We start from the raw sequence: 21,975 nt of genomic DNA on the forward strand, positions 1-21,975 counted from the left end.
AACGATCGCATGAGCATTTCCGCCCCTCTCTTGATCGCCGTAGACGGCGGTGGCACCGGCTGCCGTGCGGCCATCGGCACGCAGCGCGGTAGCATCCTCGGCCGGGCCTCTGGCGGGCGGGCCAATATTGGCAATGACCCGGATCAGACCCTCATCAATATCCGCGCCACGGTCGAAGCGGCGGCAGCCTCGGCGGGGCTGCCTGCCGAGGCGCTTGCCGGGGCCACCGCCTTTCTCGGCCTCGCCGGGATGAACGTCGCGCGGGACGCAGCGCGGCTGCGCGCGGCGCTGCCCTATGCCCGGATCATTGCGGAGGATGACCGCCCCGCCTGCGTGGTCGGCGCGCTTGGCGAAGGCGCGGCGGGCTGGGTCTTGGCCATCGGCACCGGCACGATCGTGGCTGCCACGGATGGCACGGCGTTTCGCTATGTCGGTAGCTGGGGGTTTCATCTGGCGGATCAGGGATCGGGCGCTTGGCTGGGCCGCGGCGCGCTGGATTTGGCGTTGCAATGTCATGATGGGGTGTTGCCCCAGAGCGACCTGACCCGCGCTTTGTTGGCGGATTTCGGAGGTGATCCTGAGGCTTTCGTGGCCTTTAGCTTGACGGCGCAGCCGGGGGATTATGCGGCATTCGCGCCCAAAGTCATCGCGGCGGCGGAGGCCGGAGACCATCACGCGCAGGCGTTGATGCGGGAGGGTGCCGCCTATTACACCCGCGCGTTGAAGGCGCTGGATTTCGCGCCCGGCGATCCGCTCTGTCTGCTCGGCGGGATCGGCCCGCATTACGCGCCGTACCTGCCGGAAGACCATTTGGCAGGCCGGATCGTGGCGCGGGGCACGGCGCTGGATGGGGCGTTTCATCTGGCCTGCAAGGCCGCAGCGGAAGAGGTTCTGTGATGAGCGAGATCGCAAAGGTTTTCACCGGGGCGCAGATCTACGACGGCACGCGGTTGCACCGCGGCATGGTGCTGGCGCAGATGCAGGACGGGAGCCGCCGCATCCTCACCGCCGAAGAGGTGCCGCAGGGCGTCGTGGCGGAGCCTATGGCGGGCGGCGTGCTCTGCCCCGGCTTCGTCGATCTTCAGGTCAACGGCGGCGGCGGGGTGATGTTCAACGACAGCCCCGATGTGGCGACCCTGCAGGGCATGGCCGACGCGCATCGCAGCACCGGTGTCGCGGCGCTCTTGCCCACCCTGATCACCGACACGCCCGAGAAGACCGAAGCGGCCATCGAGGCCGCCGTCGATGCCATTGCCGAAGGGGTGCCGGGCATCATCGGGCTGCATCTGGAAGGCCCTCATCTGGCGCTTTCGCGCAAGGGCGCGCATGACGGGGCGCTGATCCGCCCGATGCGTGAGGCCGACCTCGCCCTGATCCTACGCGCCGCCGCGCGTCTGCCGAACCTCATGGTCACCGTCGCGCCAGAGAATACCAGCACCGCGCAGATCGCCGCGATGGCCGAGGCGGGGGTCGTGGTCTCGCTCGGCCATAGCGATGCGGATTACGAGACCTGCATGGCGGCCTTCGACGCGGGCGCATCCTGCGTCACCCATTTGTTCAACACGATGAGCCAGATGGGCAACCGCGCGCCGGGGCTGGTCGGGGCGGCGCTGTCTCGAGAGGGGGTGCATGCCGGACTGATCGCCGATGGCATCCATGTGCATCCTGCGTCCATGCGCAACGCGCTGGCGGCCAAGGGCGACGGTATTTTCCTCGTCAGCGATGCCATGGCGACGGCGGGGTCGGATATCACGGGCTTCACCCTCAATGGGCGGGAGGTGTATCGCGCCGAGGGCCGGTTGACCTTGGCTGATGGCACGCTGGCGGGGGCGGATCTGGAAATGGGCCGCGCGGTGCATGTGCTGACCCATGCGGTGGGGGAGCCGCTGGAGGTGGCCCTCGCGCGGGCGATCTCGGGGCCGGTTGCGCTGTTGCGCGAGGACATGGGGCTGGGCCGGATCGAAAGCGCGGACCACCCCTTGGTGCATTTCGATCCCGAAAGCGGCGCGGCGCGGGTGGTGGACTAGCCCGCCACGAGCCGCCAGAAAAACACCGCGCTCATGCCGAACCCGATGGCGGCGATCAGCCAGCGCACGGTCTCTTTCGGCAAGGCCCGCGCCAAGGGCGCCCCGGCATAGCCGCCCGCCGTGGCCGCCAGCATCATCAGCAGCGCCTGCGGCCATGCGACCAGACCGGCCAAGGCAAAGACCGCCACGGAGATTGAGGAGAGCACGAAGCTCAGCCCGGTCTTGAGGCCGTTCATCCCGTGCAGATCGGTCATCCCCCAAAGCGCGAAAAGGGCCAGCAGAACGATGCCCAAGCCCCCGTTGAAATAGCCGCCATAGACACTGACCGCAAAGAGGCCGAGCGCGCCTTGGGGCGTCACGGCGCGGGCATGGGTGGCGGCGAAGGCGCGGATCCGGTCGCCCAGCAGAAACACCAGCGTCGCCGCGAGCAGTAGGAAAGGCACGACAACGGAAAACGCCGCGTTGGAAGAGATCAGAAGCAAACCCGAACCGACCACACCGCCCGCCAGCGTGATGAGGGACAGCCGCAGCAAGGCGCGGCGGTCGAAGCGGCCAAGCTCGTTGCGAAAGCCAAGAGCGCCTGCAAGGTAGCCGGGAAACACCGCCACGGCGCTGGTCGCATTGGCGGCCACGGGGGGCATGCCGGTAAAGACCAGCGCAGGGAAGGTCAGAAAGGTGCCGCCCCCGGCGATGGTGTTCAACACCCCCGCACCGAAGGCCGCGATCAGCAAGATCGCGATATCGCTTAAAGTTGTCATGGTTCCTCCCCGCGCCCTTGGGGCGCTTGATCCCTGTTAGGATCAAATCATGTCGGTGCCAAGGTGAGGGGAGAGGCGGAAACGAAAAAGGGCTCCGACCGATGGTCGAAGCCCCGATAACGCGAAATCGCGCGATGTCAGCCGTTTACGGGCAAGCCGCGACGTAGCGCTGGCCGTTGGCGTTCTGGTAAACGCATTTGCCGGACTGGGTCTGGCCGATGTAGTTGCCAGCCGCCGCACCTGCGAGACCGCCGATGATTGCGCCTTGGACCTTGTCGTCACCGCCTGAAACGGCAGCACCGGTGGCAGCTCCGAGAGCCGCGCCAGTCAGAGCACCTTGGTTGGAGGTGGTGCCGTCACAAGCGGCGAGACCGGCGATCATCGGAATTGCGATAAGAAACTTCTTCATGTCTTTCTCCCAGTTTACTCATTTGCCAACGCGGGGGGATTGGAAGAGGTTCCCGCGAAGGCGCTACATTTTCAGAAAAATCCCGCGGGTTTCGATCTGCGGCGATCTTTCGGTGCGATGTCATGTTCGGGCAAGACAGGGGTTTAGATAGACGAAGGCGGCACCGGGTCAACCGATGCCGCCTGTCGCATGCCGCAAGACGCGGTTTTACGCCGATGTGAAGACCCGGCCCAAGGCACCATCGACCGCCGTGATGATCTCATCAATATCATCGCGGGTGGCGATCAGCGCGGGCGAGAAACACAGCGTGTTGTTCTTTCCGGGCAGGGAGCGGTTGGTGGCGCCGATGATCACCCCTTGGGCCATGCAGTCGCCCACCACGGCCTGAATGCGCTTTTCCTCAACAGGGGCGCGGCTGTCGCGGTCCATCACCAGTTCGGCCCCCAGAAACAGCCCTTTGCCGCGCACATCACCGATCACCTTGTGCTTGTCGGCCAGCGCGTGAAGCTGCTCCAGCATGTAGTGGCCCATGTTGGTGGTGTTCTCGAGCAGGCCCTCGTCCTCGATAATGCGCATGTTCTCGATCCCCGCCGTCGGCCCTGCGGTGCAGCCGCCAAAAGTCGAGATGTCGCGGAAGTAGTTCAGCGGATCGCTGGCGTCATCCTTGAACATGTCAAAGACCGCATCGGTCGTGACCAGACAGGCGATGGCGGCATAGCCCGAGGCGACGCCCTTGGCCATGGTCACCATGTCGGGCTGGATGCCGTAGTGCTGATAGCCGAACCATGTGCCAGTGCGGCCCACGCCGCAGACGACTTCGTCGATGTGCAGCAGGATGTCGTATTTGCGGCAGATTTCCTGCACGCGCTCCCAATAGCCCTCGGGCGGGCAGATCACGCCGCCGCCTGCTGTGACCGGCTCAAGGCAGAGCGCGCCCACGGTTTCGGGGCCTTCGGCGAGGATCACCTTTTCGATTTGATCGGCGGCCCAGACACCGTAGTTTTCCTGCGGCGCGCCGTCCTGTTCGAAGCTGCGGTATTCGAGGCAATGCGGCACCCGCACGAAGCCCGGTGCAAAGGGGCCGTATTGCGCATTGCGCTCGTCCTGACCGCCCGCCGAGAGGCAGCCGATGGTGGTGCCGTGGTAGTCGCGGTCGCGGTAGAGGATCTTGTGCTTTTTGCCGCCGTAGCGCTTGTGCGCGATCTGGCGAACCATCTTGAAGGCTTTCTCATTCGCCTCGGAGCCGGAGTTGCAATAGTAGACGCGGTCGAGGCCGGGCATCTTGTCGAGCAGCTTCTCGGCGAAATGGGAGCCGGGGATCGAACCTGCGGACCCCGCGAAATAGTTCAGCTTGATCAATTGGTCGCGCACCGCATTGGCGATGCTTTCGCGGCCATAGCCAACGTTGACCGTCCAGACACCGCCCGAGACGGCGTCGAGGTGTTCCTTGCCCTTTTGGTCCCAGACCCGGATTCCCTTGCCTTCGACGATGATGCGGGGGTCGGTGGTTTCATAGGGTTTGTGCTGGCTCAGGTGGTGCCAGATATGCGCGCGGTCGGCTTCGACAACGCGGGAGATGTCGTTCTCGTTGAAATTGCCGTCCATGGGGCAAACCTTTCTTTACGGGTGGGCGAGCCCACGAATGAAGCCCGCGCAAAGGCGGGATAAACTGTTCCAAGAACACCGCGAATAGGCACGATCCAGTAGTGCCAGTTTGCCCCCTTCGGTGAGGCCAGAGGGGGCGATTTCCTTAAAGAAATGGCGCCGGATGCAAAAACGCCGGGGTGAGGCCCCGGCGTTTGATCTTATTTCGATTTAGGGCCACCCTTGCCGCCCTGTTTGCCGATCTTATTCGGCGGGGTGAAGCGTTTGGACGGGTCGGAGGCCCGTTTGTAGGACTTCTCTCCGCCCGGCGTGGTGGCCGAGGTGGTCGGCTTGCCTTTGCCCTTGCGCGGGGCGTCGCCCGCGGGCTTTTCCTTTTTCCAAACGGCCTTTGCCTTGGGCTTGCCGCTCGTGTCGCCGCCCGATTTGGGCTTGGGCGTCGCGCCGGGTTTCATCGGGCTACGCTCGGTCTTATGCGACTTCGGCGGGCGTTCGCCCTTGGGGGCGCGGGGTTTGTCGAATTTGGGCTTATCGAACTTGGGCTTGTCGTATTTCGGCTTGTCGAAAGACGCAGCACCGGGGCCATCGCTGGATTTCGCGCGGGGTTTGCGCGGGGCGGGGGCGGCATCCGGGTCGTAATCGCCGCGCGGTTTGCGCGGGCCGCGGTCGCCTTTGTAGCCGCCCGGTTTCGGGCCGCGTTTGCCGCCGGGCTTGGGGCCGCGCGGCAGGTCTGGGGCCTTGTCCAACTTGGTCAGCACCACGCCGTCTTCCAGTTTCATGTCGCCGCCGAGCGTGTCGAGCAGACCGGGCACCGAGGCTTCGGCCACCTCCACGAAACTATGGCTGTCTTGCACGCGGATCGCGCCGATGTCGTCCTTGGTCAGATCGCCCCGGCGGCAGAGCATCGGCAGCAACATGCGCGGCTCGGCCCCGTCTTTGCGCCCGGTTGAGACCGAGAACCAGACCGATGGGCCAAAGTCGCGGCGCGGCTTGTCCTCGCCCGGCGCGCCGGGATCGCTCAGCTCTTCCGGGGCGGACTGGCGCTTGCGGTAGAGGTTGACGAAAGCGGTGGCCAATTGCTCGGCGCTGAATTTCTCGACCAGTGAGGTGACGAATTCCGCCGCATCCTCGGGCGCAGGCTCCACCCATGCGGAATCGGCCAGCAGGCGGGCTTCGTCAGCGGCGTTGACCTCGGCGGCGGAGGGCGGTGCGGCCCATTCCACTTTTAGCTTGGCCCAGCCCAGAAGCCGGTTTGCCTTGCTGCGCATCTTGGGCGGTACGATCAGCGCCGAGACCCCCTTGCGCCCGGCGCGGCCCGTGCGGCCCGAGCGGTGCAGCAGCGTGTCGGAGTTGCTGGGCAGGTCGGCGTGGATCACCAGTTCGAGGTTCGGCAGGTCGATGCCGCGTGCGGCCACATCCGTCGCGATACAGACCCGCGCGCGCCCGTCGCGCAGCGCTTGCAACGCGTTGGTGCGCTCGGACTGCGTCAGCTCACCCGAAAGCGCCACGACCGAAAAGCCGCGGTTGGTGAACCGCGTGGTTAGCCGCGCCACGGCGGCGCGGGTGTTGCAAAAAACGATGGCGTTCTTGGCCTCGTAGAAACGCAGCACGTTGATGATCGCGTTCTCGGTGTCGCGCGGATGCACGTTCAGCGCACGGTATTCGATGTCGCTGTGCTGTTTGGCCTCGCCCACGGTGGTGATCCGCTGCGCGTCGCGCTGGTAGGATTGCGCAAGCTTGGCGATGGCCGCGGGCACGGTGGCCGAGAACAGCAGCGTGCGGCGTTCCTCGGGGGATTCCGACAGGATGAACTCAAGGTCTTCGCGGAAGCCAAGGTCGAGCATCTCGTCGGCCTCGTCCAGCACCACGGCGCGCAAGGAATCGAGGTCGATGTTGTTGCGCTTGATGTGGTCGCAGAGGCGGCCCGGCGTGGCGACGACGATATGCGCGCCGCGGTCCAGCGCCCGGCGCTCGGTCCGGGTGTCCATGCCGCCGACGCAGGTGGTGACCACCGCGCCCGCCTTGCCATAAAGCCAGGTCAACTCGCGGCTAACCTGCATGGCCAATTCGCGCGTCGGCGCGATGATCAGCGCCAGCGGAGCGCCCGCTTGGCCGAAATGCGTGTCCTCGCCCAGAAGCGTGGGCGCGATGGCAAGGCCGAAGCCCACCGTCTTGCCCGACCCGGTTTGGGCCGAAACCAGAAGGTCTTGATCGTTCAGCGCAGGGTCTGTGACGGCCTCCTGTACGGCGGTAAGTGTTTCATAACCCTGTTGGGCAAGGGCATCGGCAATAGTCTGGATCACGAAGGCTGTCCTGTCTTGAACGTTGTGCGGGGGGCGGGCACGTGGGGTGCTACCAGCCACGGCAAAGGAATCCGACCGTCGGTAGAGGGTCGGGGATGGAATGTACATGGGGGTTTTGTGGCGAATTGTCACCCTTTTTACCGGTTTGGCGGCTTTCGGGGCCCGAATGGGCGGGGAAGCGCCATTTCCGCTTTGATCCGGCCCGCTCACATCTCGGTCAGGCCGATGGCGCGGGCGGGCGGCTTGGGGTAGCTATGATCCAAAGCGGAAAGAGAGAGTGAGGCAATCTGGTGCAAAGCGATCTGCCCCTGACGCGGGATTTGGTGCTGGTGGGGGGCGGGCACGCCCATGCGCTGGTGCTGCGCAAATGGGGGATGGACCCGCTGCCCGGCGCACGGCTGACCGTCATCAACCCCGGCCCCACCGCGCCCTATACCGGCATGCTGCCCGGTCATATCGCCGGGCATTACGATCGCGATGCGTTGGAGATCGATCTGATGCGCCTCTGCCGCCACGCCGGGGCGCGGTTGATCCTTGGGGCGGCGACGGGGATCGACCGCGCGGCGCGGGAGATCACGGTCGAAGGGCGCGGGGCCGTGGCCTATGATGTGGCGTCAATCGACATAGGCATCACGGCCAAGATGGACCTGCCGGGATTTGCCGAACACGCGGTCGGGGCCAAGCCGCTCGATCTCTATGCCGCGCGTTGGCGTGCGTTTCTGGCGGCGGTCAAGGCGGGGGCGCAGCCGCCCGAGGTGGCGGTGATCGGCGGCGGTGTGGCGGGCTGCGAGCTTGCCATGGCGATGGCTTTTGCCCTGCGCGACGCGGGGGGGCAGCCTGCGGTGACGGTGGTGGAACATGGGCCGCAGATTTCCGGCATGGCCCCCCGGACCGAGGCGATGGTGCGGCGGCAGATGGCAGAGCTTGGGGTGACCGTGGCGCTTGAGGCCGAGGTCACGCAGATCACCGACCGGCAGGTGCTCTTGGCGGATGGCGCGCCGATCCCCGCGGCGCTTTGCGTGGGGGCGGCGGGGGCGGTGCCGCAGGGCTGGCTTGCCCAGACCGATCTGCCGCTGCACGCGGGGTTCATCCGCGTCGGGGCCGATCTGGGGGTGGTAGATGATGACAGGCTCTTCGCCGTTGGCGATTGCGCCCATATGGAGGCCAGCCCGCGCCCCAAGGCCGGTGTCTTTGCCGTGCGGGCGGCGCCGGTGCTGCACGACAACCTGCGCGCGGCGCTCAGCGGCGGGGCACGGCGGGGGTTCAAACCGCAGCGGCATTATCTCAAGCTGATCTCACTCGGCGGGAAAGCCGCCGTGGCGGAGCGGAACGGGCTGGCCCTTGGCGGTGCGCTGCTGTGGCGGTGGAAGGACCGGATCGACCGGAAGTTCATGGACGGGCTCGATGACCTGCCCGCGATGAAGACTGATGCGCTGACGGGCCCGGTGGCCTCGGGCGTGCAGGAGGCGCTGGCGGGCAAGCCGCTTTGTGGCGGATGCGGGGCCAAGGTGGGCGGCGCGGTGCTGGGCGATCTTTTGGCCGAGGTGCAGCCGCCCGTCTCGGGCGATGTGCTCACTGGGGCGGGTGATGATGCGGCGGTGCTGCGCCGCCCCGGCGGCGGCTTTCAGGTGATGAGCACGGATCATCTGCGCGGTTTTGTCGAAGACCCGGCAATGATGGCGCGGATCGCGGCGGTGCATGCCTTGGGCGACATCTGGGCGATGGGGGCCGCACCGCAGGCGGCACTGAGTTCGATCATCCTGCCGCGCATGTCGCCCGACTTGCAGGCCCGGACCCTGCGCGAAATCGCGGTGGCCGCGCAGGAGGTGATGACGGGCGCAGGCGCGCAGATCGTGGGCGGCCATACGACCATGGGCGCGGAACTGACCATCGGCTTTACGGTCACCGGCACGCGGGACGCGAGGCCCATCGGCCTCGGTGGCGCGCAGCCGGGCGATGTGCTGATGCTGACCCGGCCCATCGGGGCGGGGGTGATCCTTGCAGGCCATATGGCAGGGACCGCGCCGGGGCGGGTGGTGGCCGAGGCGCTCGGCGTCATGGCCACCCCGCAGGTGCGGGAGGCGGAGATTTTGGGCAAGGCCCATGCGATGACGGATGTGACGGGCTTTGGCCTTGCCGGCCATGTGCAAGCGATTTGCCGCGCCTCGGGATTGGCGGCGGAGCTTTGGGCGGAGGCGGTGCCGATCTACCCCGGCGCGCAGACGCTGTCGGATCAGGGGGTGGCCTCTTCCTTGCTGGCGGTCAATCAGGCGGACGCCCCGATTGCGGCGGCAGACCCGGTGAACCCGCTTTTCCACGATCCGCAAACCGCCGGGGGGCTGCTGGCAGCCTTGCCCGAGGATGCCGCGAAAGCGGCGCAGGCGCTGTTAAGGGCCGAAGGCTTGGCGGGCCATATCATCGGGCGGCTTGAGGCGGGGGCGCCCTCTATCCGCCTGCGGTGAAACGGCTGTGCAGCGCGGCGGCGGTCTCGGCCAATGTGCTGTCATCAAGCCGGTCGAGCGTCAGCCGGGCGCGCGGGGCAGGGTTGCGGCTGGCGGCCTTGGCATAGCGCGGATCGTAATGCTGGCCGATCAGCCCTTCGGCGAGGCTGGCCCAATCGCCCGCGCGGGCTTGGGCCTGCCACTGGGTGATCGTCTCACCGCTATGATAGGGCCGCAGCTTGTCGATGCGGTTTTCGAGCATGGCGGGGTCGGTGGTCAGGTCATCATAGGCCCGGCACAGAAAATCCGCCCGCGCGGCCAAGGGGGCGGCGATCTCAACCCGCGCGGCGTAGCGCATCGCGGCCCAAAGCGCAGGCGGAAGGGTGATGTCGCCGATCTTGCTGCTCTCGGCTTCGACCCATGTCACCTGCGCGGGGTCGAGCGGCAATAGCGCTTGAGCGAGCCGGGATTCGAACATCTTTTGATGCGGCTGCCCGCCATCCACCGCACCGAAAAGCGAGCCGCGGTGCTGCGCCAGCCCTTCGAGGTCAAGCACCTGCGCGCCTGTCTTGGCCAAATGGTGTAACAGCCGTGTCTTGGCCGTGCCGGTGCCGCCTTCGATCAGCATCAGCCGATGCGGCAGGGGGGTGTCGTAGAGCGCCGCGACCACGAGCCGCCGGTAGCTGCGATAGCCGCCGCGCAGAAGTTGCACGCGCCAGCCGACCTGATCGAGGATCGTCGAGAATGCCCCCGACCGCTGCCCGCCGCGCCAGCAATAGACCAGTGGCTGCCAGCCGCCGTCTTTATCTGCCAGCGCCGTCTGCAAATGTCGCGCCGTGTTCTGCGCCACCAGCGCCCCGCCGATCTTGCGCGCGTCAAAGGGGCTGACCTGCTTGTAGATCGTGCCCACTTCGGCGCGCTCCGCGTCCGACAGCACGGGCAGGTTGATGGCACCGGGCAGATGATCCTCGGCAAACTCCATGGGCGCGCGCACGTCGATGATTGTGTCGACGTTGAGCGTGGCGAGGTCCGACAGGGCGGTGAGGGTGCAGGGGGTCATCTGGGGGTCCGGCAAAGCCCCGCGCCCGGTGACAGGGCGCGGGGGAATGGCTCAGGCCTTGGCGGCGATCACCAGCACTTCGACCAGATATTCCGGCGTGGCCAGTTTGGATTCGCCGCAGGCGCGGGCGGGGGCTTGGCCCTCGGGCACCCATGCGTCCCAAACGGCGTTCATGGCTTCAAAATCGGCCATGTCGGCCAGCCAGATGGTCGATTGCAGGATGCGGGTCTTGTCGCTGCCAACCTCGGCCAGAAGGGTGTCGACCTTATCAAGGCAATCTTGGGTCTGTTGGGCCACATCCGCCCCCGCCGTGCCGACCTGACCGGCAAGGTATATCACATCACCATGCTCGACGATTTGGCTCATGCGGGTGTTGGTGTGGTGGCGTTTGATCTCGGTCATTCTGGCTCTCCTTTGACGTTGCAAAACTTGTGGCAGCTTTACGTGGGGGAGGCCAGATCAAAGCCTGCGCTTCAGGACCTCTCGATCGGGCCGCCCGCTTTTTCCCAGCCGCCGAAACCGTCCTTCAGGTGGGCCGCGTCAAACCCCATGTCTTGCAGCGTCGCGACCGAGATGGCCGAGCGCCAGCCAGAGGCGCAGTGAAAGACGAACTTCTTGTCTTGGGCAAAGACCTCTTTGAAATAGGGGCTCTCGGGGTCGACCCAGAACTCCAACATGCCGCGCGGGCAGTGGAAGGCACCGGGGATGAACCCGGTGCGATCGCGTTCGCGGGGGTCACGCAGGTCGACGAATTGCACGTTTTCGTCCTCCAGCATGGCGATGGCCTCAGTGCTGTCGATCTCTTCGATCCGGGCGCGGGCCTCGGCGACCATTTGCGCGGCGGTTTTCTTGAGGGCCATCGGTCTTCTCCTTACAGTTTGTTCAGCAACTCAGGCGTGGGCCAGCCATCGACGGGCATGCCGAGACGTTCCTGCTCGGCCCGCACCGCACCGCGGGTGCCAGAGCCGAGGATGCCATCCACATCGCCCACGTCATAGCCCTTGGCTTGGAGTTTGCGTTGCAGCGTTTTCATCGCCTCGCCGCCCAGACCGGGGGTCGGATTGCCCGCGTCATAGACCTGCGCGCCTTCCAGCCGTGTGGCGAAATAGGCGGCGGTCATGACGTAGGTAAAGCTCTGGTTCCACTCGAAATAAACCCGAAAGTTCGGATAGGCGATGAAGGCCGGCCCGCCGCGCCCCTGCGGCAGCAGGACAGAGGCGGTCAGCCCCTCGGCCAGCGGCCCGTTGCGGGGGGAGACACCCATCGCCTGCCATTCGCTGACGGGTTTCGTGGTCTCCAGCCCGGTTTGCGACCAGTCGAAATCCTGCGGCAGGGTGACCTCGGCCAACCAAGGCTCGCCCGCGCGCCAGCCGAGGCTTTGCAGCATTTTGGCACCCGACAGCAGCGCATCGGGGGCGGAGGTCTTGAGCGAGACCACGCCGTCGCCGTCGCCATCCACCCCGTTCTCTAGGATGTCGCGCGGCAGCATTTGCACCATGCCGATCTCACCAGCCCAAGCGCCAGTGGTGGTGGCCGGGTCGAACTCACCGCGCTCGAAAAGCTCTAGCGCCGCGAAAAGCTGTGGGCGGAACAGTTCGGGGCGGCGGCAGTCATGGGAAAGGGTTGCCAGCGCGTTGGCGGTGTTAAAGTCGCCTTGGATTGCGCCGTAATCCGTCTCGAACGCCCAGAAGGCCAAGAGCACGCCACGGCTGACGCCGTATTCCGCCTCGATCCGGTCGAAGATGGCGTCGTATTTCTCGGCCATGGCGCGGCCTCGGTTGATCCGGTTTTCCGAGATCAGGCGGCGCGAGAATTCGATGAAGGGCTTTTGAAACACCCCTTGGGCCTGATCGGCGCGCAGCACGGCGGGGTCTTGGCGCAGGCCGGCAAAGAAACGCTCGGCCTTGGCGGGGTCCGCGCCGTTCGCCACGGCCTCGGCCTTGGCATCGGCGATGAAACTGGAGAAGTCCCCGCCGCATTTGGCTTGCGCATAGGCGCTGGCGGGAAGGGTGAGCGCCGCGAGTGCGGCAGCGAGAAACGTGGGGCGCATGGTTACCTCTTTGTCACAGACAGGCCAGAACTAGGGCGATTGCCCACATCACCAACCATGCCTGCCAGAGGCGGGTGATGGCCGCATCGATCTCCAAAGGTCCGATGACGCGCGCCCCCGCGCCATGCACCCAAGGAAACTGCTGCACCTGTCCATCATAACTGCGCGGACCGGCGAGGGCCACACCTATGGCCCGCGCCATGGCGGCTTCAGGCCAACCGGCGTTGGGCGAGCGGTGCAGCGCCGCGTCGGCGCGGATGTCGCGCCAGCGGTGCAGCACCCCGCCGGGCAGGGCAATCAGCAGGGCGGTCAGCCGTGCGGGGGCGAGGTTCAGAAGGTCATCCATCCGCGCCGCGGCCCAGCCGAAATCGGCATAGCGCGGGGTGCGGTAGCCGATCATACTGTCGGCAGTATTGACGATTTTATAGACCAGCATCCCCGGCAGCCCGCCCAGCAGGAACCAAAAGGCAGGGGCGATGATCCCGTCGCTGAGGTTCTCCGCCCCGCTTTCGATGGCAGAGCGGGCGACGGCCTCTGGCGGCATCGCGCCAGTGTCGCGGCTGACGATCATCGCCACGGCGCGGCGCCCTGCGGGCAGGGACTGGCGCAGCCCGTCGGCCACGGCGCGCAGGTGCTCGACGAGGGAACGTTGCGCCAGCAGTATGGCGGCGAGGATGATCTCGACGAGGGGGCCAGCAAGGCTGAGCGCCCAGCCGAACAGCGCGGCCCCGATCATCAGCGCCAGCAGCAGCGCCACGCCCTTGGCGCGGCGGGCTTGGCCGCGGTTCAACCGACGGTCCCCCCAGCCGATCAGCCGCCCCATCAGCACCGCCGGATGCGGCAGGCGACGCCAGAGCCAGTCCGGCTCTCCAAGCGCCGCGTCTAGCAGCATGGCCAGCGCGAGGATCGCCGCCGTGCTCATGCCAGCGCCTGCTCCAACCGCGCCCAACCTATCGAGGGCGGCAGGCCAAGGCGCAGCCAGCGCGTATTGTAGGGGAAGACGCGGCTCCAGATCTGGTGCCGGGCGAGGCGGGTTTGCCAAGCCTGCGCGTCTTCGACCTCATAGAGCCGGAAAAGCGGGGTGCCGCCGACGATCTCTGCGCCTGCTGTGGTCATCAACCCGTCGAGACGCGCGGCCTCGGCCCCCAGCCGCGCCCGCGTGGCCTCGGCCCATGTTTCATCCCGCAGCGCCGCTGCGCTGATATGCAGCGCGGGGCCGCTGACCGGCCATGGCCCGAGCATCTGTTCAAGCCGCGCCACCAAGACCGGATCACCGATCACGAACCCCAGCCGCAGCCCGGCCAGCCCCCAGAATTTGCCAAAGCTCTTGAGGATCAGCGTGCCGGGCACCCTGGCCTGCGCCATCAGGGTGGCGTTGGGCGTGATGTCGCAAAAGCTCTCATCAATGATGCTGAGCGGGGCTGTCGTCTCTGCCAAGGGCCACAGGTGCCCGTCGGGGTTGTTGGGATGGACGTGAACGGCGGCTTCGGTCTCGCCCGTCTCGACCACTTGCCAGCCGTTCTCGGCGAAGCTGGCGGCATGTTCGTTATAGGTCGGCCCGGGGATGCGCACGCGGCCCTGCGGGGCCAGCGCCGGGATTCGCGCGATGGCCGAGGAGGCCCCCGGCACGGCAAGGATCGCGGCCCCTTCGGGCACTTGCCAAAAGCCGCGGGCGGCGGTCAGCAGGGCGTCTTGCGCCGCCGCGTCGGGGAGGGCGGTCCATGCGCCCGCTGGCAGGGCAGGTATTGGGTAGGGCGCGGGGTTGATCCCGGTGGAAAGGTCGATCCAATCCGACCGCTGCCCGCCGAAACGCGCCGCTGCCGCATCGACACCGCCGCCGTGGTCGCGCTGGTCTGGCTTTTGCATGATCATCCCCCTGCCGTTGTCGCTGCGGTGAAAGCGCAAAAGCGCTGCGCGATCAAGCGCCTTCACGGGGCAGGGGGAGGGGAGGTCAGCCGCGCCCGTGCGGCGCGTCGAAGTCCAGCACCGGATTGATCGGGATGATGCGGTGCGGGTTAATCGTGTCGTGGCTGTAGTGGTAGTGCCGCACGATATGGTCGAAGTTCACCGTCTCGGCCACGCCGGGCACCTGATAGAGTTCGCGCGTATAGGCCCAGATGTTCGGGTAATCGACGATCCGCTTGCGGTTACATTTAAAGTGCAGATGATAGACCTTGTCGAAGCGCATCAGCGTAGTGAAGAGCCGCCAATCGGCCTCGGTCATCCGGTCGCCCGCGAGGTAGCGGTTCTGCGACAGGATGTCTTCGATCCAATCCAGCGTGTCGAAGAGCGGATGCACGGCAGCGTCATAGGCCTCTTGCGTGGTGGCGAAACCAGCTTTGTACACGCCGTTGTTCAGCGTGTCATAGACGCGGGCGTTCACCTCTTCGATGCGGTCGTGCAGGGGAGCGGGGTAATAGTCATCACTGTTGCCGGTGATCGCGTCGAAGGCGCTGTTGAACATGCGGATGATCTCGGCGCTCTCGTTGCTGACGATGGTCTCGCGCTCTTTGTCCCAGAGGATCGGCACGGTGACGCGGCCTGTGAAATTGGGATTGGCACGGGTGTAGATGTCGCGGGCATAGGGCAGGCCGAAGAGCGTGTCGCCCGTGGCACCGGGGAAATCCGTGTCAAAGGTCCAGCCCTCGCCCAGCATATCGGGATGCACGACAGAGACACCGATGTGATCCTCAAGCCCCTTCAACTGGCGGAAGATCAGCGCGCGATGCGCCCATGGGCAGGCATAGCTGACGTAGAGGTGGTAGCGGCCCGATTCTGCCTTGAACCCGCCTTCGCCGCTGGGTCCGGCGCTGCCATCGGCGGTCACCCAGTTGCGAAACTTGGCCTCGCTGCGCTCAAATTTGCCGCCCGAGGATTTGGTGTCATACCATTTGTCTTGCCATTTACCGTCGACCAATAGGCCCATCTTGTTCTCCTTTCCGCGTTTGAGGGTATATTTAGGGCAGGGCGCGGGGGCCGCCCATCTTCATAGGCGCGCAGCCGCTCTGCGCTGATGCAGACTGCCCAAACGTCACCAATTCTTAACTTGAATTTTCTACGCTTTCCGCCAGCTTAGAGGCATCAGCGGGGGGATTGCGCATGGAAGAATTTCTGTCGAAAGAAATACAGGCGGGGCTGGATGCCGCGCGTATGGCAAGCCTGCGCAAGGGCGCGCGCCTGCGGCTTGAGGCGGGCGGTGATGTCTACCGCGTACTGCGCATGTGGAAGACCGGTTTCTCCGTCGATGCACAGGATGCGCCGAAGCTGCGCGGGCTGGTCGATCTCTATGACGGCAGCCTGCATCTGTTCCAATGTCTGATCGTGGCGAGTGAGGAAGAAGCGGGCGAGATGCGCTATGAGTTCAAACGCGCCACCGCCGTGGCGGACCGTCCGCCGCTTGACTTCGAACGCCCCGCCGATGCGCCGCTGGGTCTGATCGAAGACGGCCGCGCCTGAAAGGGCGGCACGGCGGGGCTGCCCCGCCGCGCCGTTTCGTTACTGTAAATCGCTGAAAGCTTTGGTGAGCCGCTCGCAGGCTTCCTCGACCCGTGCGCGCGGGGTGGCGAGGTTGAAGCGCATGAAGCTTTCGCCCCCCGTGCCAAAGGTGGCGCCGTGGTTGGCGGCGATGGCGGCGCTTTTCTCGACACGGTCCTGAAACTCTGCGGGCTCCATGCCGGTGCCCGAAAAGTCCACCCAAGCCAGATAGGTCGATTCCAACGGCATCGAGCTTAGCCCCGGAATCGCGTTCACCGCCTCGTCGAAGAGCTGCCGGTTGCCATCAAGATAGGCGGTCAACTCATCCACCCAAGCAGCCCCTTCGGGCGAATAGGCAGCGGTCGCCATGATCAGCCCGAAGGAGTTTGCCGAAACGCCCAAGGCCGCCATGCGCCGGGCAAAGCGCTCACGCAGCTTGGGGTCGTGAATGATGACGTTTCCGGTATGGCCGCCCGCGATGTTGAAGGTCTTGGTCGTGGCGGTCATCATCACCAGACGGTCTTCGATCCCGTCGATCTGGGCCATGGGGATATGCTTGTGCCCCGGCATCACCAGATCGTGGTGGATCTCATCCGAGACCAGCACCAGATCGTGCCGCTTGGCGAAGTCGGCCACGCCTTGCAGTTCCTCACGGCTCCAGACCCGCCCGCCGGGGTTATGCGGCGAACAGAGGATCACCATCTTCTCATCCCCGGTCATCAGGGCGTCATAAGCGTCAAAATCCATCTCGTAACGGCCCGAGGCATTGGTCAGCGGGCATTCCACCACCCGACGCTCGGCGGCGTTAATCACGCGGGCAAAGGCGTGATAGACCGGGGTGAACAGCACCACCCCATCGCCGGGCTGGGTGAAAGCATCGACACACATGGCGGTGCCGTTCACCAAACCATGCGTGGTAAAGATCGCCTCGGCGTCGACTTTCCAACCGTGGCGGTTTTCCATCCACCATTGGATCGCGGCAAGGTATTTGCTGTCATCGCCGAAATACCCGTGCACCCCGTGATCAATCTGGGCCTGAAGCGCGTCCTGCACCACTTGCGGGGGGCGGAAATCCATGTCGGCCACCCACATGGCGATGCCGGTATCCGCGGGCACGCCATAGATCGCTTCCATCTTGTCCCATTTCGCACAATGGGTGCCGCGCCGGTCGATGATGTCGTCAAAGCTCATGCTGGTCTCTCCTGATATTGCGGCCAAGCTAACGGCTGCCGCAGGCGCTGCAAGCCCCCGGTTGCGCGATGCACGGGCATGGCCTAAATGAGCGGGATGAAACGCCCGATCCTTTTGCACCCCGATCCACGGCTCAAGAAAGCCGCAGCCCCCGTCGCCGATCTCAGCGACGAGCTGCGCGTGCTGGGCGATGATATGTTGACCACCATGTATGATGCGCCGGGCATCGGCCTTGCCGCGCCGCAGATCGGCGTGCTGAGCCGTGTGATTGTGCTGGATTGCGTCAAGGAAGAGGGCGAAGCGCCCCGGCCCTTGCTGATGTTCAACCCCGAAATCGTGGCCTCTTCGGACGCGCTCAACACCTATGAAGAAGGGTGCCTCAGCATCCCCGACCAATATGCCGAGGTGACCCGCCCGGCGGAGGTTGAGGTGCGCTGGCTCGACCGTGATGGGAAAGAGCAGCAGGAAGCCTTTGACGGGCTTTGGGCGACCTGCGTTCAGCATGAGATCGACCACCTCGACGGCAAGCTTTTCATCGACTACCTCAAGCCGCTGAAGCGCCAGATGATCACACGCAAGATGGTCAAGCTCAAGCGCGAGCTGGCGCGCGGATGAGCGTGCTGGAGGTTCTCCGCTGGCCCGACCCGCGTCTGGCCGAGATCTGCGCCCCGGTCGAAGAGATCACGCCGGAGATCGAACGCCTCGCCGCCGATATGCTTGAGACGATGTATGCCGCACCGGGGCGTGGCCTTGCCGGGCCGCAGGTGGGCGCGATGCTGCGCATCTTCGTTATGGACGCGGGCTGGAAAGAGGGCAAGTCCGACCCGCTGGTTTGCATCAATCCGATGTTTCAAGAAGTGGGCGAAGAACGGGTGACCAATACCGAAGGCTGCCTGAGCATCCCCGGCATCAGCACCGACATCTCGCGCCCCGCGCAGGTGCAGATGGTCTGGACCGGTCTGAACGGGGGCCGCTATGTGCAGAGCATGGAAGGCGCCGCCGCGTTGATCGCGCAGCATGAGATGGATCACCTTGATGGCGTGGTGACCTTCGATCACCTCGACGCGGAGACCCGCGCGGCCAAGATTGCGGAGTTCAACGCACAATGACCCTACGCCGCTATGTTCCATGGCCCGACAAACGCCTGCGCAGCCCTGCCGAACCGATTGAGGCGGTGACGGATGAAATCCGCACCCTCTGGGACGACATGATCGAGACGATGGACGCCATGCCCGGCGTCGGCCTTGCCGCGCCGCAGATCGGGGTGATGTTGCAGGTCGCCGTCGTCGATGCCTCGGAAGCGCGCAACAAACGCATTCGGCTGGCGAACCCGGTGATCGTCGATGCCTCTGCCGTGTTGCATCCTTACGAGGAGGCCAGTCCCAATCTGCCCGGTTTCAGCGCCGTGATCCGCCGCCCGCGTGGGGTGAAGGTACGCTTTCTGGATGAGACGGGGGCCGAGGTGGAGCGCGATTTCGTCGGACTGGAAGCGGTGAGCGTGCAGCACCAGATCGACCATCTGGCGGGCAAGATGTATTTCGACAACCTCAGCAAAACCAAGCGCGACATGCTGTTGCGCAAGGCACGCAAACAGAACGGCTGACGGCGCTCTCCAAGGTGCTGTCCGGCAGGAGTGAACAGATGCGACTGATCTTCATGGGCACGCCCGATTTCTCGGTGCCGATCCTCGATGCGCTGGTGCAGGGCGGGCATGAGATCTGTGCGGTCTATTGCCAGCCGCCCCGCCCCGCCGGGCGCGGCAAGAAGCCCCGTCCCAGCCCGGTGCAGCAACGCGCCGAAGCGCTTGGCCTGCTGGTGCGCCATCCGGTCTCGCTCAAGCATCCCGAGCCGCAGGAAGAATTCGCCGCGCTTGAGGCCGATGCGGCGGTGGTCGTGGCCTACGGTCTGATCCTGCCGCAGCCCATTCTCGACGCGCCGAAACATGGCTGTTTGAACATCCACGCCAGCCTGCTGCCGCGCTGGCGCGGGGCGGCGCCCATTCACCGTGCGATCATGGCGGGCGACGAAAAGACCGGCGTGTGCATCATGCAGATGGAAGCGGGGTTGGATACCGGGCCGGTGCTGCTGTGCGAAGAGACCAAGATCGGCAGCGATGAGACGACGGCACAGTTGCATGACCGGTTGAGCACCATGGGCGCGGTTGCGATCAACAAGGCGCTGTCGCACCTGACCGATCTGGCGCCGCAGCCCCAGCCCGAAGAGGGCGTCACCTACGCCGCCAAGATCGACAAGGCCGAAGCGCGCATCGACTGGACCCGCCCCGCGGTCGAGGTGGACCGGCTGATCCGGGGCTTGTCGCCTTTCCCCGGCGCGTGGTTCGAGATTGACGGCCAGCGGGTGAAAGTCCTCGGCTCGGTGCTGGACGAGGGCACCGGCGCGCCGGGTGAGGTGCTGTCGGAGGCGCTGCGCATCGCCTGCGGCGACGGGGCGGTGCGGCTGACGCGGCTACAGCGCGCGGGCAAGGGCGTGCAGGAGGCGGATGTGTTTCAACGCGGTGCGCAGATCGCAGTGGGTGCGCGTCTTAGCTGAGACTGAGCGTTCAGCTTTTGGGCGGGGTGCTTTTGTAGACCGGCAGGTGCCAGCCAAAATAGAGCGACCCGGCGCGCAGTACCCAAGTCGTCGCGGCGCAGGCCAGCAGCGGGTAGAGCGTGCCATCGAAATAGGGCGACAGCAGCACGGCGACGGCGGCACCTGAGAGCGCTGCGGTTGCGTAAAGCTCGCCTTGGGTCAGCACCAGCGGCAGCTGCCCGACCACCACATCGCGCATCAGCCCGCCCATACAGCCGGTGATCATACCCATCACGATGATGATCGGCGCGGACTGCTCTTGCGCCATCGCCACACCAACCCCCGCCGCGACCGCGACGGCAAGCGCCAGACTGTCGAGCCAGATCAGAGTGCGAAAGCGGCTTTCCAGCAGGTGGGCGGTGAAAAACACCACCAAAGCGGCCAGGATGGCCACGCCTAACATGCTGGGGGTCTCGATCCAGAAGATCGGGTTGCGGTCGAGCAGAAGGTCACGGATCGTGCCGCCGCCCACGGCGGTCAGGCAGGCGATAAAGGCAAAGCCCACGATATCAAGCTGCGCCCGGCTGGCAACAAGCGCACCGGTGATGGCAAAGACCAGCACGGCGGCATAGTCCAGCAGGGCCAGCAGGGTCACTTCTTGCCGCCCGGTTTGAAGGGGGCCATGCCTGCGCGGGCCAGTTCATCGGCGCGCTCGTTCTCGGGGTGGCCGGCGTGGCCCTTGACCCATTTCCACGTCACATTGTGCCGCGCATTCGCGGCGTCCAGCCGTTGCCAAAGCTCGGCGTTCTTGACCGGCTTCTTGGCCGCGTTCTTCCAACCGTTCTTTTTCCAGCCGAAGATCCAACCGGTGATGCCGTTTTTGACGTAGTTGCTATCGGTCACCAGCGTGATCTCGGTCGGGCGGCTGAGCGATTCCAGCGCCGAGATCGCGGCCATCAGCTCCATGCGGTTGTTCGTGGTCTGCGCCTCGCCGCCTTTCAACTCGCGTTCCTTGACGATCTTATCGCCCTCCATCGCGCGCATCAGCACGCCCCAGCCGCCGGGGCCGGGATTGCCCGAACAGGCACCGTCAGTATAGGCGTAGAGGTCAGGCATGGGTATCTCCGGCAGTTTCCAGCGCGGTTTAGGCGGCTGGCGCGCGGCGGTCAATCAGGCGGGTTGGCGTAGAACGCGCGGCACTTTGAATTCGACGTTCTCCTGCGCGGTTTCGACCAGATCGGTGGTTACGTCATAGCGCGCTTTGAAGGCGTCGATCACCTCATTGATGAGCACTTCGGGGGCCGATGCGCCCGCCGTGATGCCGATGCTTCCGATGCCCTCCAGCGCGCGCCAGTCGATGTCATCGGCGCGCTGCACCAGTTGCGCATAGGCGCAGCCTGCGCGGGCGCCGACTTCGACCAGCCGTTTGGAGTTCGAGGAATTGGGCGCGCCCACCACGAGCATCGCGTCGCATTTCGGCGCCATGGCTTTGACCGCTTCCTGACGGTTGGTCGTGGCGTAGCAGATGTCTTCTTTATGCGGGCCGATGATGGCGGGAAAGCGCGCCTGTAGGGCAGCCACGATATCGGCGGTGTCATCGACGCTGAGCGTGGTCTGAGTGACATAGGCCAAACGCGCGTCATCGCGCACGGCGACTGTGGCCACATCCTCAGGCGTTTCGACGAGCAGCACATCGCCTTCGGGCAATTGACCCATGGTGCCGATCGTCTCAGGGTGGCCCGCATGGCCGATCATGATGATCTGAAGGCCCGCATCCGCATGCCGCTGCGCCTCGATATGCACCTTGGAGACCAGCGGGCAGGTGGCATCGACATAGATCATATTCCGCGCCTGCGCCGCCGAGGGCACGGATTTCGGCACGCCATGGGCGGAAAAGATCACCGGGCGGTCGTCGGGGCATTCGCTCAGTTCCTCGACAAAGACCGCGCCCTTGTCGCGCAACCCGTCGACGACGAATTTGTTGTGCACGATTTCATGTCGCACGTAGACCGGCGCACCCCATTTCTCGATCGCCATTTCGACGATCTTGATCGCCCGGTCCACGCCCGCACAGAATCCGCGCGGCGCGGCAAGGTAGAGGGTAAGAGGCGGTTTGGTCATGGCGAAATCT

At 65.5% G+C, this 21,975-nt stretch carries 23 protein-coding genes; 8 read left to right on the forward strand and 15 right to left on the reverse strand.

The genetic code is table 11. The annotated features are described in order from the left end of the window. The first annotated feature begins 9 nt into the window (after positions 1-9). Together ACGYLQ_RS01840 and nagA are read left to right on the forward strand one after the other, a co-directional pair. The gene (locus ACGYLQ_RS01840) at positions 10-897 is read left to right on the forward strand and encodes a BadF/BadG/BcrA/BcrD ATPase family protein (protein ID WP_394440049.1); all 888 of its coding nucleotides are present in this window, start codon (positions 10-12) and stop codon (positions 895-897) included. Then, complete coding sequence (gene nagA / locus ACGYLQ_RS01845) at positions 897-2,027, forward strand: N-acetylglucosamine-6-phosphate deacetylase (protein WP_394440051.1); 1,131 nt, start codon at positions 897-899, stop codon at positions 2,025-2,027. The genes ACGYLQ_RS01840 and nagA overlap by 1 nt, the downstream gene beginning before the upstream one ends. On the opposite strand, the gene ACGYLQ_RS01850 is transcribed toward nagA, so the two are convergent. From ACGYLQ_RS01850 to ACGYLQ_RS01865, 4 genes are all read right to left on the reverse strand, one after another. After that, positions 2,024-2,785, reverse strand: a complete 762-nt coding sequence (locus ACGYLQ_RS01850) for a sulfite exporter TauE/SafE family protein (protein ID WP_394440053.1) — start codon at positions 2,783-2,785, stop codon at positions 2,024-2,026. The genes nagA and ACGYLQ_RS01850 overlap by 4 nt on opposite strands. Before the next feature lie 145 nt (positions 2,786-2,930). Continuing rightward, a complete protein-coding gene (locus ACGYLQ_RS01855) occupies positions 2,931-3,194 on the reverse strand; it encodes a glycine zipper 2TM domain-containing protein (protein ID WP_209216644.1) in 264 nt (87 codons plus the stop codon). Between the two features lie 207 nt (positions 3,195-3,401). Next, positions 3,402-4,799: an aspartate aminotransferase family protein gene (locus ACGYLQ_RS01860; RefSeq protein ID WP_394440055.1), complete on the reverse strand. Its 1,398-nt coding sequence runs from the start codon at positions 4,797-4,799 to the stop codon at positions 3,402-3,404. A gap of 200 nt (positions 4,800-4,999) precedes the next feature. After that, entirely contained in the window at positions 5,000-7,099 is a 2,100-nt protein-coding gene (locus ACGYLQ_RS01865) for a DEAD/DEAH box helicase (RefSeq protein WP_394440057.1), read from the reverse strand. 290 nt (positions 7,100-7,389) lie between these two features. On the opposite strand from ACGYLQ_RS01865, the gene selD reads away from it, so the two are divergent. Then, positions 7,390-9,561 (forward strand): selenide, water dikinase SelD, encoded by a 2,172-nt coding sequence (gene selD, locus ACGYLQ_RS01870; RefSeq protein WP_394440059.1) that lies wholly within the window; start codon positions 7,390-7,392, stop codon positions 9,559-9,561. Here selD and mnmH read toward each other — a convergent pair. From mnmH to ACGYLQ_RS01905, 7 genes are all read right to left on the reverse strand, one after another. Beyond that, on the reverse strand, positions 9,545-10,600 hold the full coding sequence (gene mnmH, locus ACGYLQ_RS01875) for a tRNA 2-selenouridine(34) synthase MnmH (RefSeq protein ID WP_394440061.1): 1,056 nt from the start codon (positions 10,598-10,600) through the stop codon (positions 9,545-9,547). The two genes, selD and mnmH, sit on opposite strands and share 17 nt — an antisense overlap. Before the next feature lie 51 nt (positions 10,601-10,651). Next, positions 10,652-11,002, reverse strand: a complete 351-nt coding sequence (locus tag ACGYLQ_RS01880; RefSeq protein WP_394440063.1) for a RidA family protein — start codon at positions 11,000-11,002, stop codon at positions 10,652-10,654. Positions 11,003-11,073: 71 nt separating this feature from the next. Beyond that, positions 11,074-11,460 (reverse strand): rhodanese-like domain-containing protein, encoded by a 387-nt coding sequence (locus ACGYLQ_RS01885; protein WP_394440065.1) that lies wholly within the window; start codon positions 11,458-11,460, stop codon positions 11,074-11,076. Between the two features lie 11 nt (positions 11,461-11,471). Continuing rightward, a complete protein-coding gene (locus ACGYLQ_RS01890) occupies positions 11,472-12,650 on the reverse strand; it encodes a lytic murein transglycosylase (RefSeq protein WP_394440067.1) in 1,179 nt (392 codons plus the stop codon). A 13-nt stretch (positions 12,651-12,663) separates the two neighbouring features. After that, positions 12,664-13,572 carry an adenosylcobinamide-phosphate synthase CbiB gene (gene cbiB / locus ACGYLQ_RS01895; protein ID WP_394440069.1) on the reverse strand — a complete coding sequence of 303 codons (909 nt, stop codon included), beginning with the start codon at positions 13,570-13,572 and terminating at the stop codon, positions 12,664-12,666. Then, positions 13,569-14,522: a threonine-phosphate decarboxylase gene (locus ACGYLQ_RS01900; protein WP_394440071.1), complete on the reverse strand. Its 954-nt coding sequence runs from the start codon at positions 14,520-14,522 to the stop codon at positions 13,569-13,571. The genes cbiB and ACGYLQ_RS01900 overlap by 4 nt, the downstream gene beginning before the upstream one ends. A 79-nt stretch (positions 14,523-14,601) precedes the next feature. After that, complete coding sequence (locus ACGYLQ_RS01905) at positions 14,602-15,576, reverse strand: glutathione S-transferase family protein (protein WP_394440073.1); 975 nt, start codon at positions 15,574-15,576, stop codon at positions 14,602-14,604. A gap of 173 nt (positions 15,577-15,749) precedes the next feature. Here ACGYLQ_RS01905 and ACGYLQ_RS01910 point away from each other — a divergent pair, with 173 nt between their 5' ends. Beyond that, positions 15,750-16,106: a hypothetical protein gene (locus ACGYLQ_RS01910; protein WP_209216633.1), complete on the forward strand. Its 357-nt coding sequence runs from the start codon at positions 15,750-15,752 to the stop codon at positions 16,104-16,106. 39 nt (positions 16,107-16,145) lie between these two features. On the opposite strand, the gene ACGYLQ_RS01915 is transcribed toward ACGYLQ_RS01910, so the two are convergent. Further along, entirely contained in the window at positions 16,146-17,315 is a 1,170-nt protein-coding gene (locus ACGYLQ_RS01915; protein WP_394440075.1) for a MalY/PatB family protein, read from the reverse strand. Between the two features lie 96 nt (positions 17,316-17,411). Here ACGYLQ_RS01915 and def (ACGYLQ_RS01920) point away from each other — a divergent pair, with 96 nt between their 5' ends. From def (ACGYLQ_RS01920) to fmt, 4 genes are read left to right on the forward strand one after another with little or no spacing between them, the layout of a single operon-like run. After that, the gene (gene def / locus ACGYLQ_RS01920) at positions 17,412-17,930 is read left to right on the forward strand and encodes a peptide deformylase (RefSeq protein WP_067264635.1); all 519 of its coding nucleotides are present in this window, start codon (positions 17,412-17,414) and stop codon (positions 17,928-17,930) included. Continuing rightward, the gene (def, locus tag ACGYLQ_RS01925; RefSeq protein WP_394440077.1) at positions 17,927-18,424 is read left to right on the forward strand and encodes a peptide deformylase; all 498 of its coding nucleotides are present in this window, start codon (positions 17,927-17,929) and stop codon (positions 18,422-18,424) included. Before def (ACGYLQ_RS01920) ends, def (ACGYLQ_RS01925) begins: the two co-directional genes overlap by 4 nt. Continuing rightward, a complete protein-coding gene (gene def, locus ACGYLQ_RS01930) occupies positions 18,421-18,918 on the forward strand; it encodes a peptide deformylase (RefSeq protein WP_271692494.1) in 498 nt (165 codons plus the stop codon). The genes def (ACGYLQ_RS01925) and def (ACGYLQ_RS01930) overlap by 4 nt, the downstream gene beginning before the upstream one ends. Positions 18,919-18,956: 38 nt before the next feature. Then, positions 18,957-19,865 (forward strand): methionyl-tRNA formyltransferase, encoded by a 909-nt coding sequence (gene fmt, locus ACGYLQ_RS01935; protein ID WP_394440079.1) that lies wholly within the window; start codon positions 18,957-18,959, stop codon positions 19,863-19,865. Positions 19,866-19,875: 10 nt separating this feature from the next. Here the strand turns inward: fmt and ACGYLQ_RS01940 are convergent, their stop codons facing one another. The 3 genes from ACGYLQ_RS01940 to ispH are packed head-to-tail and all read right to left on the reverse strand — an operon-like array spanning position 19,876 to position 21,965. After that, positions 19,876-20,499 carry a trimeric intracellular cation channel family protein gene (locus ACGYLQ_RS01940; protein ID WP_271692492.1) on the reverse strand — a complete coding sequence of 208 codons (624 nt, stop codon included), beginning with the start codon at positions 20,497-20,499 and terminating at the stop codon, positions 19,876-19,878. Further along, the gene (gene rnhA / locus ACGYLQ_RS01945) at positions 20,496-20,960 is read right to left on the reverse strand and encodes a ribonuclease HI (RefSeq protein WP_394440081.1); all 465 of its coding nucleotides are present in this window, start codon (positions 20,958-20,960) and stop codon (positions 20,496-20,498) included. Before rnhA ends, ACGYLQ_RS01940 begins: the two co-directional genes overlap by 4 nt. A 54-nt stretch (positions 20,961-21,014) precedes the next feature. Next, positions 21,015-21,965 carry a 4-hydroxy-3-methylbut-2-enyl diphosphate reductase gene (ispH, locus tag ACGYLQ_RS01950; RefSeq protein ID WP_067264614.1) on the reverse strand — a complete coding sequence of 317 codons (951 nt, stop codon included), beginning with the start codon at positions 21,963-21,965 and terminating at the stop codon, positions 21,015-21,017. Positions 21,966-21,975: the final 10 nt, after the last annotated feature.

The organism is Sulfitobacter sp. 1A12779, from assembly GCF_043557315.1.
Taxonomy (GTDB): domain Bacteria; phylum Pseudomonadota; class Alphaproteobacteria; order Rhodobacterales; family Rhodobacteraceae; genus Sulfitobacter; species Sulfitobacter faviae.